The organism is Streptomyces sp. HUAS TT7, from assembly GCF_051550175.1.
GTDB lineage: Bacteria > Actinomycetota > Actinomycetes > Streptomycetales > Streptomycetaceae > Streptomyces.
In genome coordinates, this window is the sequence record NZ_CP196175.1 from 4527297 (window position 1) to 4545189 (window position 17893).

16 protein-coding genes are annotated in these 17893 nt (G+C 70.4%); 5 read left to right on the forward strand and 11 right to left on the reverse strand.

Translation table 11 applies throughout. The features are described 5' to 3' along the window. Positions 1-7: 7 nt before the first annotated feature. From glgX to ACSHXC_RS20490, 9 genes are all read right to left on the reverse strand, one after another. Positions 8-2158: a glycogen debranching protein GlgX gene (gene glgX, locus ACSHXC_RS20450; protein ID WP_438292944.1), complete on the reverse strand. Its 2151-nt coding sequence runs from the start codon at positions 2156-2158 to the stop codon at positions 8-10. Continuing rightward, on the reverse strand, positions 2155-2496 hold the full coding sequence (locus ACSHXC_RS20455; RefSeq protein ID WP_438292945.1) for an STAS domain-containing protein: 342 nt from the start codon (positions 2494-2496) through the stop codon (positions 2155-2157). Before ACSHXC_RS20455 ends, glgX begins: the two co-directional genes overlap by 4 nt. After that, on the reverse strand, positions 2493-4331 hold the full coding sequence (locus tag ACSHXC_RS20460) for an AGE family epimerase/isomerase (RefSeq protein WP_438292946.1): 1839 nt from the start codon (positions 4329-4331) through the stop codon (positions 2493-2495). The genes ACSHXC_RS20455 and ACSHXC_RS20460 overlap by 4 nt, the downstream gene beginning before the upstream one ends. A gap of 13 nt (positions 4332-4344) precedes the next feature. Further along, positions 4345-5571: a low temperature requirement protein A gene (locus ACSHXC_RS20465; protein WP_438292947.1), complete on the reverse strand. Its 1227-nt coding sequence runs from the start codon at positions 5569-5571 to the stop codon at positions 4345-4347. Between the two features lie 5 nt (positions 5572-5576). Next, positions 5577-6596, reverse strand: a complete 1020-nt coding sequence (locus ACSHXC_RS20470) for a nuclear transport factor 2 family protein (protein ID WP_438292948.1) — start codon at positions 6594-6596, stop codon at positions 5577-5579. Continuing rightward, positions 6596-7018, reverse strand: coding sequence for an ester cyclase (locus tag ACSHXC_RS20475; protein ID WP_438292949.1), 423 nt, complete (start codon positions 7016-7018; stop codon positions 6596-6598). The genes ACSHXC_RS20470 and ACSHXC_RS20475 overlap by 1 nt, the downstream gene beginning before the upstream one ends. A gap of 95 nt (positions 7019-7113) precedes the next feature. Next, entirely contained in the window at positions 7114-8622 is a 1509-nt protein-coding gene (mftG, locus tag ACSHXC_RS20480) for a mycofactocin dehydrogenase MftG (RefSeq protein WP_438292951.1), read from the reverse strand. Positions 8623-8689: 67 nt separating this feature from the next. After that, positions 8690-9469, reverse strand: a complete 780-nt coding sequence (locus tag ACSHXC_RS20485; RefSeq protein ID WP_438292953.1) for an antibiotic biosynthesis monooxygenase — start codon at positions 9467-9469, stop codon at positions 8690-8692. Beyond that, a complete protein-coding gene (locus ACSHXC_RS20490; RefSeq protein WP_438292954.1) occupies positions 9466-10206 on the reverse strand; it encodes a DJ-1/PfpI family protein in 741 nt (246 codons plus the stop codon). The genes ACSHXC_RS20485 and ACSHXC_RS20490 overlap by 4 nt, the downstream gene beginning before the upstream one ends. Before the next feature lie 233 nt (positions 10207-10439). Here ACSHXC_RS20490 and ACSHXC_RS20495 point away from each other — a divergent pair, with 233 nt between their 5' ends. From ACSHXC_RS20495 to ACSHXC_RS20515, 5 genes are all read left to right on the forward strand, one after another. Next, positions 10440-11837 (forward strand): MFS transporter, encoded by a 1398-nt coding sequence (locus tag ACSHXC_RS20495; RefSeq protein ID WP_438292956.1) that lies wholly within the window; start codon positions 10440-10442, stop codon positions 11835-11837. A 79-nt stretch (positions 11838-11916) separates the two neighbouring features. Beyond that, on the forward strand, positions 11917-13077 hold the full coding sequence (locus tag ACSHXC_RS20500) for a ferritin-like domain-containing protein (RefSeq protein WP_438292957.1): 1161 nt from the start codon (positions 11917-11919) through the stop codon (positions 13075-13077). Positions 13078-13096: 19 nt separating this feature from the next. Further along, positions 13097-13780 (forward strand): type 1 glutamine amidotransferase domain-containing protein, encoded by a 684-nt coding sequence (locus tag ACSHXC_RS20505; RefSeq protein ID WP_438292958.1) that lies wholly within the window; start codon positions 13097-13099, stop codon positions 13778-13780. Next, entirely contained in the window at positions 13777-15426 is a 1650-nt protein-coding gene (locus ACSHXC_RS20510; RefSeq protein WP_438292959.1) for an MFS transporter, read from the forward strand. The genes ACSHXC_RS20505 and ACSHXC_RS20510 overlap by 4 nt, the downstream gene beginning before the upstream one ends. Next, the gene (locus ACSHXC_RS20515; protein ID WP_438292961.1) at positions 15426-16394 is read left to right on the forward strand and encodes an aldo/keto reductase; all 969 of its coding nucleotides are present in this window, start codon (positions 15426-15428) and stop codon (positions 16392-16394) included. The genes ACSHXC_RS20510 and ACSHXC_RS20515 overlap by 1 nt, the downstream gene beginning before the upstream one ends. Positions 16395-16414: 20 nt before the next feature. On the opposite strand, the gene ACSHXC_RS20520 is transcribed toward ACSHXC_RS20515, so the two are convergent. Both ACSHXC_RS20520 and ACSHXC_RS20525 read right to left on the reverse strand, forming a co-directional pair. Further along, positions 16415-17128: a helix-turn-helix domain-containing protein gene (locus ACSHXC_RS20520; RefSeq protein WP_438292962.1), complete on the reverse strand. Its 714-nt coding sequence runs from the start codon at positions 17126-17128 to the stop codon at positions 16415-16417. Positions 17129-17289: 161 nt separating this feature from the next. Beyond that, a complete protein-coding gene (locus ACSHXC_RS20525; protein ID WP_438292963.1) occupies positions 17290-17682 on the reverse strand; it encodes an SH3 domain-containing protein in 393 nt (130 codons plus the stop codon). Positions 17683-17893: the final 211 nt, after the last annotated feature.

Below are 17893 nucleotides of genomic sequence, written 5' to 3' on the forward strand. Positions count from 1 at the left end.
TGGCTCCTTAGGAGGGTTGGTGGGTGCGGGCGGCACGGTCGCGCCCGACGAGAATGACCACGGAGTGCGGGCCCAGGTGGTAGCGGCCTGGGTGGTGCAGCGGCAGCTCGGCGCCCAGCGGGTGGGCCGCGGCCGCGGAGGTGTCGGCGAACAGGTGCCAGGCCTGGCCGCCGGGCAGCTGGGGCAGCTCCAGGTCGTGGGCCTCCCAGTGCGCGTTGACGCCGACGTAGACGTGGTCGTCGGCGACGGTGCCGCCCTTGGCGTGCCGTCCGCAGCGCAGCATGCCGAGGATCCGGCTGTGGCCGGACCAGTCGGGCTGCCATGCGCGCACCCCGTGCCAGCTGACCTCGGGCAGGCCGCTGCCCACCCGGTCGGTGCCGTGCGGGTGCTCGGCGCCGCGCAGCACGGGGTGCGCGTGCCGGAACCCGGTCAGCGCCCTGACGAAGGCGAGGAGTTCGGCGTTGGCCTCGACGAGGCCCCAGTCGAACCAGGACAGCTCGTTGTCCTGGCAGTACGTGTTGTTGTTGCCCAGCTGGGTGCGGCCCACCTCGTCACCGGCCAGGATCATCGGTACGCCCTGGCTGGTGAGCAGCAGCGCCATCATGTTCTTCATCTGGCGCAGCCGCAGGTCGCGTACGTGTGCCGAGGCGCTGGGGCCCTCCTCGCCGCAGTTCCAGCTGTGGTTGTCGTCGGCCCCGTCGCCGTTGTTCTCGCCGTTGGCCTCGTTGTGCTTGTCGTTGTACGAGACGAGGTCGGCCAGCGTGAACCCGTCGTGCGCGGTGATGAAGTTGACGGAGGCGGTCGCGGTGCGGCCCTGGTAGAGGTCGGGGGAGCCGGCCATGCGGGTGGCGAGCTCGCCGACGAGGCCGGGCTCGCCCTTGACGAAGCGGCGCACCACGTCGCGGTACTTGCCGTTCCACTCCGACCAGCGGCCGTAGTTGGGGAAGTGCCCCACCTGGTAGAGCCCGGCGGCGTCCCACGCCTCGGCGATCAGTTTGGTGTGCCGGAGCACCGGGTCGTACGCGAGCTGTTCGAGCAGGGGCGGGTTCGGCAGTGGGGTGCCGTCCTGGGCGCGGTCGAGGATGGCCGCCAGGTCGAAGCGGAAGCCGTCGATGTGGAACTCGGACACCCAGTAGCGCAGACAGGACAGCACGAAGTCGCGCACCACGGGGTGGTTGCAGTTGACCGTGTTGCCGGTGCCGCTGAAGTTGTAGTACTCGCCGTCCGGCGTGAGCATGTAGTACGTGGCGTTGTCGAGGCCGCGGAACGAGATGGTGGGGCCCTGCTCGTTGCCCTCGGCGGTGTGGTTGAACACCACGTCGAGCATCACCTCGATGCCCGCCCGGTGCAGCTCCTTGACCAGCGACTTGAATTCGTCGGCCTGCATGCCGAAGCGTCCGGTGGCCGCGTAGCCGGCCTTGGGCGCGAAGAAGGAGACGGTGTTGTAGCCCCAGTAGTTGTGCAGCCGGTCCCCCGTCACGGGATTGGTGCGGGGGTTGTCGAGTTCGTCGAACTCGAAGACGGGCAGCAACTCGACGCAGTTGACGCCCAGTTCCTTCAGATAGGGGATCTTCTCGCGCAGTCCGGCGTAGGTGCCGGGGGCGTCGACGCCGGACGAGGGGTGCCGGGTGAAGCCGCGTACGTGCGTCTCGTAGATGACCAGGTCCTCGCCGGGGATGCCGAGCGGCAGGTCGTCGCCCCAGTCGAAGTCCTCGTCCGCGACCTGGGCGCGGTACTGGTAGACGTCGTTCCAGTCGGGTTCGGCGCCCCACACGTCGCGGCCCGACAGGCGCCGGGCGTACGGGTCGCTGAGGACCCGGCGCCGGTCGAAGCGGTCGCCGGCCGCCGGGTCGAAGGGCCCGTCGGCGCGGAATCCGTACTCCAGGTTCTCCGGGTCGAGCCCGAAGACCGTCATCGCGTACACGCTGCCGATGCGGAACTCCGGCGGGAACTCCAGCTCCGCCAGGGGCGTCGGGGCACCCTTGTCGAAGAGCACCAGGCTCATCGAGGTGGCACGGTCGGAGTACACGGAGAAGTTGATGCCGCCCGGCACCGGGGCGGCGCCGTAGGGGAAGGGCCGCCCGGCCCTCACCCGGTGGGCGCCGATCCGGCGGGTGGGGAACGAATCGACGCGTCCGCGCGTGTCCTGGGTGGTCATCGCGCGGCGCGTTCCAGCTCGACGTCGAGATCGTCGGCGATCTTGAAGAAGTCGAGGAAGCCGGTGGCGTTCATGACGAACCGGACCTCGTCGGAAAGGCCGATCAGCACGATCTCGGCCGCGACCTGCTGGGCGCGCCGGTGCACGATCAGCAGGGTGCGCAGGCCGGCGCTGGAGATGTAGGTGACTCCGGTGAGGTCCACCAGGACTTCGGCGAACTCGTCGATGAACGGCAGGAGTTGAGCCTGGAGGCCGCCGGACGTGGTGGAGTTGATCTCTCCGTCCAGGGAGATCACGGTGGCTCTGCCGACCGTGCGGGTGGTGACGTGCACGGTCATCGGACCACCTCGGCGGACGGGTTCGCGGCCAGCGTGACCTTGACCTTGACCCGGCCGGACGTCTCCGGAAGGCGGACCGTCAGCGAGCCGCTGTCGAAGTCGGTGTGCGGCTCGCCGTCGATGTCCACCGAGGCGATGCGCACGGACCCCGGCGGCAGCAGGTCGGGCGACACCCGCAGCAGCCGGTCCTCGACGAGCGCCGGGTCGGGCTTGAACCAGAAGTCCATCGTCTTGCCGTTGACCAGGAGGTTGTTGTACACCGCGGCCAGGTAGCAGAGCTCCGCCGAGTGGTACATCGACATCGAGTGGCTGCCCTTGAGACGCTCCACGCCGAGCAGGTACGGCATTCCGCCGGCGAGGGTGTTGAAGTAGACGGCACCCTCGTCGTGGTCGAGGAAGAAGGCGTTGTAGAAGGCCTGGGCGTCGCGGGCCTCGGTGGCGAAGGAGGCGCGCCCGGTCACCCCGTGCAGGATGAGGTAGGCGAGGATCGCCTGCTCCTGCTGCCACCAGGCCTTGCGGTCGTGCCACGTGAACCGGAAGCCGTCCTCGCCGTCGGCCCGGAGCCGCTCGACGACGTCGTACCAGCCGCCGCGCTGGCGGTCGGCGCCGACCGCGGGCATGGTCTCCCCGATCGAGGCGGCCGTCTGGAGGTAACTGTCCTTGGGGCGCAGCGAGTTCATGCGCATCAGGTTCCAGGCGATCTTCAGGTTGTGGCCCACCACCGCCCGGTTCTGCTGCCAGCCGTGCGTGGTGTCGTGCGACCAGTCCCGGTGGAAGCGCTCCTGCACGAACGGGCTGTTCTTGAGGTCGGGGAAGCGCTCGACGATGGTGTCGAAGGTGTACTCCAGCATGTCGGCGTAGCGCTGCTCGCCGGTGGCCAGGTACAGGTTGATCAGATAGGCCGGGGCGTGGTCGCCGACCGAGTTCCAGTTCTTGCGGGCCTTGTTGGGGCCGAGCGAGTCGTGATCGGGGCTCAGCAGGATCGGGTCGATGTGCGAGAAGTAGCCGCCGTGCTCGGGGTCCAGGTAGAAGCGGTCGAAGAGCCGGATGGTGGCGTCCGCGTCGGCCTTGATGCGGGGGTCGCCGGTGACGCGGTAGGTCTGCACCGGGCCCGCGAGGGCGTAGATCTGCTCGTACGCCGGCAGCGCGTCGTAGTCGTCGGAGAACTCCGAGGTGAACAGCTTGGTCTCGGTTTCGCCGTCGACCTTGAGGCCGTGGTACCAGTACACGACGTTCTCGTCGGTGTCGACGAACCGCATGTGCTCACGCAGGTACTCGGTGCCGCGCTCGGCGACCTCCAGGTACTCGTCGTTCCCGGTCAGCAGGAACGCGGAGGCCATGCCGTACACGAGGCGGGAGATGGTGTCGGTCTCCTGCACGTGGCTGGCGGTCTTCTCGCCGCCGAGCCGGATCTCGGTGCGGTACCGGGTGAAGTCGACGGGGCCGTCACCGAACTGGGCCTTGCGGTAGAACCCGGCGATCTCCTGGATCTGCCGGACCCACCAGCCCTCCTCCTCGAACCGGAAGTCGTCGGCGCCCCGGCCCATGAAGATGAGCCGCTTCGCCTCGAAGCGGGCGCCGGTGCCGTTCGGGTAGAAGACGCCGTACGCGAAGACGAACCGCCCCGGCTCGATCAGGCTGTCGATGTGCCCGGAGGCGTCCTGGTAGGGCTCGCCCAGGTTGTGCAGCAGCTCGGCGCTCGGGCCGCCGTCGAGGTCCACCTCGAAGTCCCGGCCGTCCGCGGTGGCCAGGGTGAAGCGGCGGGTGTCCGGGTCGAAGGAGGTCACCCGCCCGGCGACGGTGTCGGAGAACGTGAAATTCACAGCGTTGGACATGGATGTCTCCCAGTCAGTGGTTGCGTGCGGCTTGGCCGACCGCGGGGGCCCGGGTCTCGACGAGGATCTGGCAGGCGATGCCGCCCACCAGGACCGCTTCCAGGAGCACCGTGGGCAGGCCGCCGCCGGCCGCGCCGAACAGCACGAAGACCGCGCTGAGGCCGAGCCGGGACCATGCGCGCAGGTCGCCCCGCGGCCCCACGTTGAGCAGATGGATGCCGCCCACCCCGAACAGGAAGACGGCCATGCCGAAACAGAGCACCGGTCCGCCGTCCAGGGGCATGCGGCCGCCGCCGTTGGCCGCCTGTGCCGCGAGCAGGCCGCCGACGCCGGTCACGGTGATGCCGCCGTGCACGAACAGGTGGCCGTACACGTACGCCTGGCCGGTGAGCCGCCACTTGCGCAGCGGGGACGCGTCGACGTGGTCGAAGACCAGCCACCACTGACCGGCGGCGATCAGGAACGACCCGGCCACCACGGCCAGGGTCTGGGGACGCAGCCCGCTCGCGGCGATCCCGATGGCGTTGAGCGCCACGACCTCGCCGAGCACGATGATGGTGAAAAGGCCGAACCGCTCCGGCACGTGGGAGGCGTTGAACGGCACCCGGGCGACCGCCGAGCTGGACAGGATCGGGGTCAGGAGTTCCACCGCGACCCCGGCCGCCCACAGCGCGTAGCAGTACGGCACCGGCACCAGTACCGAGCTCCCCCAGACCGCCGCGCCGAGCCCGTACCCCTGGAGGAAGCGACGGGTCAGGGGGTGTGCCCGGGGCACGTGGTAGTGGGCCCGCAGGTACAGGCCGAGCAGGATCAGGCGCACCACGAAGTAGCCGAGCGTGAACCGGATCGCCCCGGGCCCGCCGGTGAAGGCGGTCGGCACCGCCACCGACAGCGAGAGCACCCCCATCATCGCGATGATCATGATGAGCCGGTAGACGCGGTCGTCGTTGTCGAAGCGGTCGGCGTAGAACGTGTAGCAGACCCAGGTCCACCAGACCGGCACGAACAGTGCGGTGAAGCGCAGCACCCCCGGCCAGGTCGGAGCGTGCAGCAGTACCTCGGTGAGCTCCGCGACGGCCACCACGAAGACCAGGTCGAAGAAGAGCTCCAACGGCGAGGCGGCCCGGTGGTGTCCCTCTTCGGACCCCCTCAGCCGCACCCGGCCGCGGTGCAGCCGCACCCTGCCGGTGTAGGTACCGCGCGCGGCGCCCGCCTCGGGCGCGTCCAGGACCCCCCTCATACCGGTCAGCCCCCGGCGACCTGGGTGTGGGCGTCGTCGTGGTAGCCCCTGATCTCGGTGATCAGGCCGTCGTCACCGACCCGGAAGGTGTCGATCCCGCGGTCCTCGACGACCTTGCCGTCCTTGGTGTGCGCGGTGATGTGGAAGCTGAACGCGGCCTCGTCGCCGGTGATCACCACATCGGTGACGCGGAATTCGAGGCGGTCGATGACGTCGAAGACCCCGTCGAAGAAGGCGGCCACGGCGCCCTTGCCGCGGTTGGCCGGCGAGCCGACCGGCTCGTACTGCACGACGTCCTCGGCGAGCAGGGCGACGAAGCCGTCCCGGTCCCGCTTGCTGAAGGTCTCCGCGTAGCCCTCGACGGCGGCGCGTATCTGCTGCTGGTCCGGCATGAACTGCTCCTGTCGGTTTCGCTCGGCCGCTTCGATCTCGCGGACGAAGGTGTCCATGAACTGGGCGGTCACCTCGGGGTGTTTGGCCGTGACGAGATCGCCGTCCACCACCAGGTCCGCCGTGCCGTCGCCCTCGTAGACGACCTCGGCTCCCGCGTTCTCCACGTCGCAGACGATGTTGTGGGCGCAGGTGACACGGCGGCCCTCGATGAGCTGCCGGTCGGCGCACAGCAGCCACAGCGAGTGGCAGATGGTGCCGATCTTCAGCCCCTCGACCGCCGCGGCGGCGCGCAGGAACTCCACGGCGGGCGCCTTGTTGCGGCTGTGCGGACCCGGCACCTCGGCCTGGTAGCGCAGCCGGTCCATGGCGTACGCGCCGATCAGGATCAGGCCCTTGTAGTCGTGCGGGCTGATCGACGCCACCTCGGTGGTGACGGTGAGGTGCTCCTCGACGTAGCCGTTGTCGGGGTTGCTGCCGAAGGTCAGCGACGGCTGGCCCCACAGGTGCGAGACGTACTCGACCTCGTAGCCGGCCCGTGGGAAGTACTCGTTGAAGGCGCGGTACTCGGTCTGGTCGAAGTGCTCCTCGATGAGGACCGCGATCTTCCCCTTGGCCGCCGGCGCCGGGCTCATCAGGCCAGGCCCAGCGGTGCGAGCAGCTGGTGCGGGTCGAAGAAGGCGGTGACCTCCTTGATGAGGCCCGCCTCGATGCGGAAGATGTTCATTCCGCGCACCGTGATGGGCTCGCCCGTGGGGGCGGCACCCATGAACACGCCCCGGTGGGTTCCGGTGATGGTGAACGAGGCGGCGACCTTGTCGTCCTGCTCCAGGAGGTCGTCGATGGTGAAGACGCGGTCCGGGAAGCCGCCGTACCAGCGCAGCGCGAACTCCTTGTACGCGGCCAGGCCGTGGATGCCGTCCGGCGAGATCGGGTTGTTGAACACCACGTCGGGCGCCATGATCTCGTCGGCGAGCTGCAGGTCGCCGGGGGCGGTCAGGAACTGCTCGTAGTACCGGCGGACGAGCTTGGACCCCTCGTCGGAAACGTCGGGCATGGGTGGACTCCTCGCAAGGAACGGTTCGTTGGGACAGACGGCCGGCCCGGACCGTGGATGGGGGGTACGGCCCGGACCGGGGTACCGGGGCGGGATCAGGCGCCCTGCAGGAACCACTCGGCGGCGCGCTCACCGATGACGTAGCAGGTGAGGTTCGGGTTCGCGCTGACATGGGTCGGCATCACGGAGGCGTCGACCACGTTCAGGTTCTGCACGCCGTGCACCCGCAGGCGCTGGTCGACGACGGCGCTCCCGTCGCCGCTCGGGCCCATCTTGGCGGTGCCGACCGGGTGCCACAGGGTGGCGGAGTTCTCCCGGATGTAGTCGAGCAGCAGGGCGTCGTCATCGACCTGGCGCTGCGTCAGCTTGTCCGAGAGACCCGACGAAAGGTCCTGGATCTGCTTGGAGTTGGCGATCTCCCAGGAGAGCCGCACGCCGTCGAGGGCGATCCTGCGGTCGGCCTCGGTGCCGTAGGAGTTGAGGACGATCTCGGGCTGCACCGACGGGTCGGCGCTGCGCAGCGACACCCGGCCGCGGCACTCCGGCTTCTGCAGCACGCTCATCACGCTGATCGGCCGGTGGGTGACCGGGACGTAGCGGCTGACGAAGTACAGCTGCATGTCGTTGAACTGCTGCGAACCCGGGTTGGTGTACCGCACCAGGACCTGGACGTCCGGGTCGTTCGGGTCGGTGACGCCCTCCTTGGGCAGCAGGCCCACCGTGATCTGCTGGTGCTCGATCAGGTTCTCGCCGACGTTCGGCTGGTCCAGGACCACCTCGATGCCGAGCTCGCGCAGCCGCTCCTTGGGGCCGATCCCCGAACGCAGCAGGATCGCCGGGGAGTTGAGGGCTCCGGCGGACAGCGTGATCTGGTCGCCGTAGACCTTTTCGAGACGGCCGCCGGTCTCCACCTCGACGCCGACCGCGCGGGTGCCCTCGAACAGCACCCGGTGCACGGTGGCACCCGAGCGGATGGTCAGGTTCTTCCGCTTGCGGGCCTCGGTGAGGTACGCGATCGCGGTGGAGATCCGCACGTCGCCGCGGCGGTTCATGGGGATCGGGCCGACACCGGTGGACTCCGGGTCGTTGTGGTCCTCGACGTAGCCGAAGCCCTGATCGAGGCAGGCGTCCAGATAGGCGGCCTGGAAGGGGACCAGCTCGTCGCGGGTATGCCGCACGACGGGGGTCGGACCGCCCTTGCCGTGCAGCGGACCGCCGAAGTCCTGGTCGTCCTCGATCCTGCGGAAGTACGGCAGCAGCGAGCTCCACGACCACTCGTCGTTGCCCAGCTGGGCCCACTCGTCGTAGTCCGCCGGGATGCCGCGCAGCGCGATCGCCCCGTTGACGGCCGAGCAGCCGCCCGCCACCTTGCCCCGGGCGTACGTCAGGGAGCGGCCGGGGACGGCCTCGGCCGAGTAGCCCCAGTCGTGGTCCTCCACGGACACGGTCCTGGCGTTGGTGATGTCGGCGGGGATGTCGGAGTTGTCGGCCCAGTCGGGCCCGGCCTCCAGGAGCAGGACGTCGACGCCGGAGTTCTCCGTGAGCCTGCTGGCCAGGACGGCGCCGGAGGAGCCGGCACCGACGACTATGTGGTCGTAACGCATGGAACAGTTCCCTTCCGGGTTCACTGATGGGTTGCGCCCGGGGCGGTTCCCGGGACTTCGCGGCCGGCTACTCGGATTCGAGGCCGCCGGGGTAGATCCCAGTGCGCACCCACTCGTCGATGGGGCCGCGGTCGCCGGTGTCCACGTACTCGATGCGGGCGCCCATCAGATCGGGCGCCGTGATCACGGCGAACGGGGTGGACTCGGCGTCCTTGCGGAACACCGCGTCGATGCCCACGCCCTGCTTCTCCAGGAGTTCGAGGCGCCCGGCCATGTCGTCCTCCCAGACCCCGTAGTACAGGATCTGTCCGGCGTTCTTCGCCGAGACGATGCCGTCGCCGTCCGCCTGGATCAGCTCGTAGTAGGGCGCCCCCGTCTTGGAGAACGCGCAGACCAGCTCGAAGGGGTGCGGCTCCGGGTCCTCCAGGCGCGGCACCTTGAAGGTGGCCGGCTCGGTGAACTCGACGCCGAACACCTCGGAGTAGCGCTCGATCGCCGCCGCCAGGTCCGGGACCACGATGCCGACGTGGAAGAAGGAGTCGGGCAGTTCCGGGCCGGGCGTGACGTCACGGTAGGTGTTCACCTCCGGGAATTCCTCCAGGCATTCCAGGAGGTTCGGAATGAAGTCGCGCAGATAGTCCGTCGACTTGTGGAATTCCATGGCCGCGTCGTCGCGGTAACGCTCGACGACGAGCCGCGTGTTGCCGCCCTCTTCCGGCTTCACATAGTCGAAGCCGACACAACCGGGCTCATTGGCACGGATCTTGGCGGCGAGAGCGGCCATGAGGACTTCGAGCTCGGCCTCCTTGCCCGGCTTGACGGTCTGCCGCGCCGTGACGGTGATCACGCCTGACCACCCCGGCCCGGAAGCAGCATCGGCTCGAAGAAGTCCGTGAACTTCTCCTCCAGCTCCGGGTGGAGGTAGAACTCGGGGCCCGCCTGGTCGAAGATCTGCTCGCCGATGCCGCCGTAGGTGTCGAACATCATCGAGACGATGGTGCCGACCTCCTTGCCGAAGTACTCGGCGACCAGCGCGACGGTGGACCCGTTCACACCGTACGAACCGGTCGTCGTCCAGATCTTCTTCGCGGCGTCGTGCAGCCACATCCGGCGCGGCGACGGCACGTTGGTGCCCTCCGCGCGCAGGCCGCGGGCGACCGCGGCGACGCAGGTCACCGGGGTGTCGCCGAGGATTCCGGAACGGGACAGGATGCCGATGCCCGAGCAGTTGCCCGCGATGACCTTCCCGTTCACGTGGTGGTGGCGGATCGCGTCGAGGATGCGCCCGTCCTGGGTCATCTTCCCGGAGCCGACACCGCCGGGGACGTACAGGATGTCGAAGAGCTGGCCGTCCTCCAGGACCGCGTCCGGCACGACCTGGGTGCCCATCTGCATGACGACGTTGCCCGGGTCGAGGGAGACGAACTTGACGTCGAGATCGCGCGGTTCGGCCTCAAGGGGCCACGGCGCGATCTGGTGGGCGAGCACCATGGCGGTGCCCTTGAAGATTTCGAGCGGCGTGATCGTGTCCTGCTCGCTGCAGCTCTCGTAACCGAGAACGGCCACGGTTTTGATCTCGGCCATTTCAGAATCCTCCTGGAAATCCCGTGCGGGATTTCGGCGTTGGGAATCCGACGGGCCCTCAAATGGGGCGTTCCTGTCGGCGATTACCGCGAAGCTAGCAGGGCGCCTTTGCCCGATGCCCGTGACCGGAACGGACTTCCTGAACTCCGCCGCACTTCAAGACCTCGGCCTGAGGTCAGGAAGTCCGCGCGGAAAACTTGGCCCCCTCACGCCCGTGCGGAAGCGTGCCGTCCATGACAACCGAGAGCATCGACGTCACTTCTCCGGCACCTGCCGAGAAGACGCACCCTGCCCCGAAGCCGCGCACCGCCGGCCGTTTCCTCGGTATCGCGGTCGGCAACTTCCTCGTCCTGATGGACGCGTCCATCCTGAACGTCGCCCTGCCCGACCTCCAGCACAGCCTGCACACCTCAACGGGCGCCCTGGCGTGGACGGTTGACGCCTACACCGTCGTCTTCGCGGGTCTGATGCTGGCGTCCGGCTCGTTCGCGGACCGCTGGGGACCGCGCCGCGTCTACCGCACGTCGCTGATCGCCTTCGGCGTGGTGTCGCTGCTGTGCGCGCTGGCCGGCTCGGCCGGGCTGCTCATCGCGGGCCGGGCGCTGCTCGGTGTCGCCGCCGCCGGCCTGGTGCCCGCCTCCCTCGCGCTGCTCGCCGGGCTCTACCCCGACCCGGCCAAGAAGGCGCGGGCGGTCGGCGCGTGGGCCGCGGTCAGCTCGCTCGGCCTGGTGTCCGGGCCGGTGCTCGGCGGCGGTCTGGTCGCGCTCGGCGGCTGGCAGCTGGTCTTCCTGGTCAACCCGCCCATCGCGCTGGTGACGTGGCTGGCCGCACGCGGCTTCGCCGCCGACGGGGCGCGCCCGCACCGGCCCGTCGACACTGCGGGCCTGGTGCTCTCCATCGTCGGGCTCGGTACGCTCACCTTCGGACTCGTCGAGGGCGGCACCTCCGGCTGGGGCAGGCCGGCGCCGATCGTCGCCGTGGCCGCCGCGGTGGTGGCCTTCGTCGCCCTCGGACTGGTCGAGCGGAAGGCCGCGTTCCCCGCGCTGCCGCCCGCGCTGCTCGTACGGGCCCGGGTGCAGGCCGACATGATCGCCGGTACCGCCGCCTCGTTCGTCTTCTACGGGCTGCTCTACGCGATGACCCAGTGGATGGTCAACGAGCGCTCCCTCACCCCCTTCCAGACCGGCCTCGCCTTCCTGCCCATGACGCTGCCGCTCGCCGTGCTCCCGCTGTTCACCGGCCGTCTGGTGGCCCGCGTCGGCACCCGCCCGCTGATCCTGTTCGGGCTCACCTGCGGCGTTCTGTCCGGTGTGATCCTCGCGTTCTCCGGCACCCGTACCCCGTTCGCCCTGCTGGTCGCCGCCCAGCTGATGCTGGCGCTCGGCTCCACCACCGCGATCCCCGCCTCCACGGCCGACATGGCGATGACCGCGCCCGCCGAGTACGCCGCCACCGCGCAGGGCGCCCTCAACGCCTCCCGGCAGGCCGGTTCCGCGCTCGGCGTCGCCGTGCTCGGCACCCTGGCCTCGATGCACCAGATCGGCCTCGGCGTCGCACTGTTCGCGGCCGCGGCGCTCCTCGCGGTGCTCGCCCTACTCACCCGGGCCCGGCGCCAGGAAGCCGCCAACTGATCGTTGCCGCAAGGCCGTTGATGCCGCCAGGGCGGACCCGCCGATGCATGACCGTAACGCCAACGAAAGGAACACCGCGATGACCACCGCCCAGGACGAGACCGTCAAGGCCCCGGTCCGCAACGTCGCCTGGATCCGCTCCGCGCTCCAGACCGCGATCGAGCTGGAGCACTCCACGCTGCCGATCTACACCTCGGCCATGCTCTCGCTCGAAGTGCAGAACTACACCAGCTACAACACCATCCGCAGCGTGCTGATGGAGGAGATGGTCCACATGGCGATCGCGGGCAACATGCTCGCCGCGATCGGCGGCCGTCCCCGGATCAAGGACCTCGACCCGGCGTTCCCCCGGCGCGGCCTGCCCGGCGGTGTCGAGCCCGACCTGTACATCGGCCTCACCTCGCTCTCCAAGCCGCAGCTGCGCAACTTCATGCGCCTGGAGTCGCCGCTGTTCCTGCTGCCCGAGGAGTACAGCCACGAGAGCTTCCCGACCATCGGCAAGCTCTACTCGGAGATCAAGGACGCGATCGTCGACAACGCCGAGGAGCTGCGTGCCGCGGTCAAGGGCGGCGGCATCGCCAACCAGGTCGGCGACAACATCGGCTTCAAGACCATCGCGTCGACCCCCGGCGTCGACCCCGTCGATCAGCTCCTGGAGGGCATCACCGAGATCCTGGAGCAGGGCGAGGGCGCGACCGGCGGCACCATCCAGGCGGGTGCCTCCTTCCAGCACGAGGAGTCCCACTACGGGAAGTTCGCCGAGCTCTGGTACGGCCGCGAGTACCGCCAGCCCGACCAGCCGCTGGAGCTGACCACCGAGACCGAGGCCGTCCACTTCCAGGGCAGCCGGATCGACTGGCCGGCTGTGGTCAACACGCTCGCCGTGCCCGCCGACGGTTACGCCAAGATCATCGCCGCCGACCCGGACGGGGCCGAAGCCGAGGAGGAGCTGCTCCAGTTCGACCAGACGTACACCGGGATGATGGTGCACCTCGACGAGCTGTGGAACGGCTCCGCGGCCACCCAGTGGCCCACCTTCGGCGACGCCGTCCACCACATGGTGAAGTTCCGGGTGTTCTCCTGCTTCACCTTCATGCGCCGCCAGATCCCCCCGTCGGTCATCGACGACCTGCCGCGCCTGTACCCGGCCGAGTTCGGCTACCTCAACACCTACACCGACCTGAACAAGCCGGTCTTCTACGGCCCGCGCTTCCGCAACCTCGCCGCCGCCCAGGCCTGAGCCCGCAGCAGGAGACAGCATGTCCCGCACCAAGACGCTCCTCGTCGTTCTGACCAGCCACGCCGAGCTGGGCGACACCGGCCGGGCCACCGGTTACTACCTTCCCGAAGTCGCCCACCCCTGGCGGGTGTTCACCGACGCCGGGTACCGCGTCGACCTCGCCTCGGTGCGGGGCGGCACCCCTCCGGCGTCCGGCGTCGACCTGAGCGACGAGATCCAGAAGGCGTTCCTCGACGATCCGGAGATGAGCGCCAAGCTGTCCGCGACGCTGCGTCCCGAGGACATCGACCCGGCCGCCTACGACGCGATCTTCTTCGCCGGCGGCCACGGCACCATGTGGGACTTCCGGGGGAACGCGGCGCTGGCCGCGCACGCCCGGGACGTCTACGAGGCGGGCGGCGTGGTCGCCGCGCTCTGCCACGGCCCGGCGGCCCTGGTCGACGTACGCCTCTCGGACGGCCGCCCGCTGGTCGAGGGCAAGCGGCTGACCGCGTTCAGCAACGCCGAGGAGGCCGCGGTCGGTCTCACCGACGTGGTGCCGTTCTCGCTCCAGACCGAGCTGGAGGAGCTGGGCGGCAAGCACGAGGCCGCGGCCCCGTTTACCGCGCACGCGGTGACCGACGGACGCCTGGTCACCGGTCAGAACCCGGCGTCGGCCACCGACACCGCACTGGCGACCGTCCTCGCGCTGGCCGGGGCATGACGCTCTCCGCCCCGGGGCCCGCGCGAGCGGCGGCGGACGCCGCCCTGGACCTGACGGCCACCGCCCCTCCCGCGGCCGTCACCGCGCCCGCCGACCGCGCCCGCTGGGTCGTCCTCGGGGTGGGTTTGATCTGCACCTTCCTGGTCGTCGGCGGGGTCTCCATCGCCAACCTCGCGATGCCCTCGCTCCAGCAGACCCTCCACATCGGCTTCGGCACCGTGCAGTTCGTGGTCGCCGGGTACGGCATGGTGTACGCGGTGTTCCTGATCACCGGCGGCCGGCTCGGCGACGTGCTGGGGCGCCGCCGGGTGCTGCTCGGCGGGCTCGCCCTGTTCACCGCCGCCGTCCTGGTCAGCGGGCTCGCGCCGAACGCCGCCGTGCTGATCGGGGCCCGGCTCGTCCAGGGCTTCGGAGCCGCGCTGATCTACCCCCAGATCCTGTCGATCATCCAGGACACCTTCGAGGGCACGGAACGCAACTTCGCCCTCGGCCTGTTCGGCGCCACCATCGGCGTGGCCATCGTGGTCGGCCAGCTCATCGGCGGCGCGCTGATCCAGCTCGACCTGGGCGGCCTCGCCTGGCGCCCGGCGTTCCTGGTCCTGGTGCCCATCGGCACCGCCGCGCTGCTCACCGGCCGCCGGGCGATGGCCCCCGACCGGCCCGCCGGCCGGGCACACATCGACCTGGCCGGCACGGGTCTGCTCGGCACGGCGCTCCTGCTGCTCGTCCTGCCGCTCCTGATCGGCCCCGGGGCGGGCTGGGCCTGGTGGACCTGGGTGATGCTGGTGGCGGCGGTCCCGGTGCTCGCCCTCTTCCTGCGCTACGAGCGGTACCTGGTCCGGGCGGACCGCACCCCGCTGCTGCGCCCCGCCCTCTTCCGCCAGCGGGCGTTCGGCGTGGGCATCGCGATCGGGGTGCTGTACTTCATCACCATCGTCGGCCTGGCCGTGTACACCTCGCTGACCTTCCAGGTCGGTCTGGGGCTCGACGCGCTGCAGGCGGGGCTCGCCTTCGCCCCGGTCGGCGTCGCCTTCTTCGCCTCCTCGCTGCTCGTGCCCCGCCTGGTGCCCCGGCTCGGCCGCGCGGTCCTGACCCTCGGTCACGTCCTGCTCCTCGGGGGCCTGCTCTCGGCCTGGCTCACGGTCCACTTCTCGGGCCGGCACCTGTCGGCCTGGAGCCTTGCCCTGCCCCTCCTGCTGGTGGGCGCCGCGCAGGGGCTGACCATGTCCCCCCTCATCGGGGTCGTCCTGACCGGCATCCGCCCCGAGGACAAGGGCTCCGCCTCCGGCGCCCTGACGACCGCGTTCCAGGTCGGTCAGGCGCTCGGCGTGGCGGGCATCGGCACGGTCTTCTCGGTGCTCGGGGCGCACCCGGGACCGGGCGCGGACACCGACCGCTACCGCGTCGCCTACCAGGCGGCCCTGTTCGTGATGGCGGCCCTCACGCTGGTCTCGCTGCTCCTGGTCCTCCTGCTGCCCAACCCGCACGACAGCCGTCCGCACCACCACTTCCTGTGGCTGCGGCACGGCCGCCGCACCGGCCTGGCGCACGCGCTGTACCTGCTGACCGGCGGCCACGCGGTGGGGCGTCTGACCCACTGGTTCCACCACTACGGGGATCACCCCCACGACGAAGGGACGCATTGATGCGCCAGGTCGCTCTCGGCAGCCAAGGACTGCGGGTCTCCGCACAGGGCCTCGGCTGCATGGGCATGAGCCAGTCGTACGGAGTCGGCAACGACACCGAGTCGATCAGGACGATCCACCGCGCCCTCGACCTCGGCGTGACGCTGATCGACACCGCCAACGTGTACGGGGCGACCGGTCTGTACGGTGTCGGGGCCAACGAGAAGCTGGTGGGGCACGCCCTGCGGGGCCGCCGCGACGAGGTGGTCCTGGCCACCAAGTGCGGCATCCACGACGTGCGGCCCGGTGCCGGAATGATCCTCCGGGCCGATCCGGACTACGTCCGCCGCTGCTGCGACGAATCCCTCCAGCGCCTCGGCGTCGACCACATCGACCTCTACTACCTGCACCGGGTGGACCCGAAGACCCCCATCGAGGACTCCATCGGGGCGATGGCGGACCTGGTGAAGGCGGGCAAGATCCGCCACGTCGGCGTCTCCGAACTCCCCGCCGACGAGCTGGAGCGCGCCCACGCGGTCCACCCCGTCACGGCCGTCCAGAGCGAGTACTCCCTGTGGTCCCGGAAGCTGGAGGAGTCGGTCCTGCCCGCCGCCCGGCGCCTGGGCATCGGCATCGTCCCGTTCTCGCCGCTCGGCCGCGGCTTCCTGACCGGCGCGGTCACCTCCCGCGACGCCTTCGACGCCACCGACATGCGGCGCACCATGCCGCGCTTCACCCAGGACAACCTCGACGCCAACCAGCGGGCCGTCGACGTCATCAGGACCATCGCCGCCGAACACGACGTGCTTCCCGGTCAGGTGGCCCTGGCCTGGGTCCACGCCCAGGGCCCGGACCTCGTCCCGATTCCCGGTACCAAGCGCGTCGGTTACCTGGAACAGAACGCCGCGGCGGCCGACCTCGCGCTCACTCCGGACGACCTGGCCCGCCTCGCGCGGGTGGCCGCCGGCATCGAGGGCGCCGGCCGCTGACACCACGGGCCGGTCGCCCGCTAGCGCCCCGCCGGTGCGGTGCCGCCCGTGCACAGCATGTTGTGGTCGACCTCCGCGCACGCCTCGGCCTGCTGCGGGTCGGGGGCCACCAGCATCGGGCTCTCGGTGTCCGCGCCGGTCGAGCTGTTGCGTACCTCGGACCAGATGGTGTCGCAGGACGGGCTGTAGCGGAGCTTCACCGCGTACGAGGCCGTCGTCAGGGCGCTCTGGGTGCGGGCGTCGGTGCGGCAGGGGGAGGCGGACGGGGCGTCGCCCTGACAGCTCGCACCCTGGCAGGCGGCCGGCGCGGGGGCGCCCGGGTCCGCCTCGTGCGGGTGCGGCAGGGCGGCCCAGGCGGCGCTGGTGACCAGCGCGAGCGCGGCGGCGACGGTGATCGTACGGCGGTGGGGGCGGCGGGCGGACGGCTCCTCGGGCAGCTCCGGCTCCGGTTGCGGCGGGGCCGTGGGCCCGGGCGGTCGTACCGCGCGGTCCCAGAGATCGAGGAGGCGCGCGTGGTGCTCGGCGCCGCCGAGGGCACCGAAGGCGTCGACCGCGTCGCGCGGCGGGAGGTTGTCGCCGTTGAGATAGCGGTGCCAGGCGGATTTGCTGTACGCGGTGCGGGTGGCCAGACCGGCCAGGCTCAGGCCCGAGGTCTGTTTGAGGTGCCGCAACTCATCGACGAGGAGCCGGAGTTCGGGTCGGGTCGACTCGGGCAGCTGTCGCCACTGGGCCACGTGGTGCCTCCCAAAAGTCCACAACATCCTGTTCCGGGGGCATCTGTACCCCAGAGGGGCCGGAATCAAGCTCCGGCCCCCCGCGCGAACGGGCGATGTCGCGGATCGGGCCCTGACCGCAAGTCCCCGATGGTCGGGGCCCGACCGTCAGATCCCGGTGCTCAGCACCACGGCAGGGAGGTCCCGGCCGGGACCCGTACGTAGTGGGCGGAGACGTAACGGCCGTGGTGTCCGGCCAGGCGGTACCAGACACGGTTGCCGTGCACCGAGGTGCCGTTCTTCTTGCAGGTCAGGTACAGCTTGTGACCCGAGCGGAGGGTGCCGGTGGTCCGGTAGGAGGTGCCGGCGCCGGAGCGGATGTGCAGCCGGTGGCCGTATCCGGTGACCACCACACCGCGGGCGTGGGTCTTGTAGTGGTAGTAGGCGGTGGCGGCGGTCGCCTTCGCCGGAGCGGCGGGCGGGGCCGTGGGGGTCGCGGCCATCGCGGTGGCCGGGAACAGGGCGAGCAGGGCGGCGACGGCGACGACGCCGCTGCGCACGGTGCTTCGGTTCATGTGTGTCTCTCCAAGGTGCGGGGTCCCCGAATAAGTGACCCTGTGTCAGCAACTGTGTCCGGGGAGTGGCGGCGGGATTCGTCCCAGCCGTGCCTGGGACGAATAGGGACGGTGCTGCTGGGCCCGGGCCCGGCACGACGGGCGCGTACGGCCCCTCGCGGGGCCCGCGTTCACTCGCGTGGCGGAACGCCTGAGCCTCACTTAGCGTGAG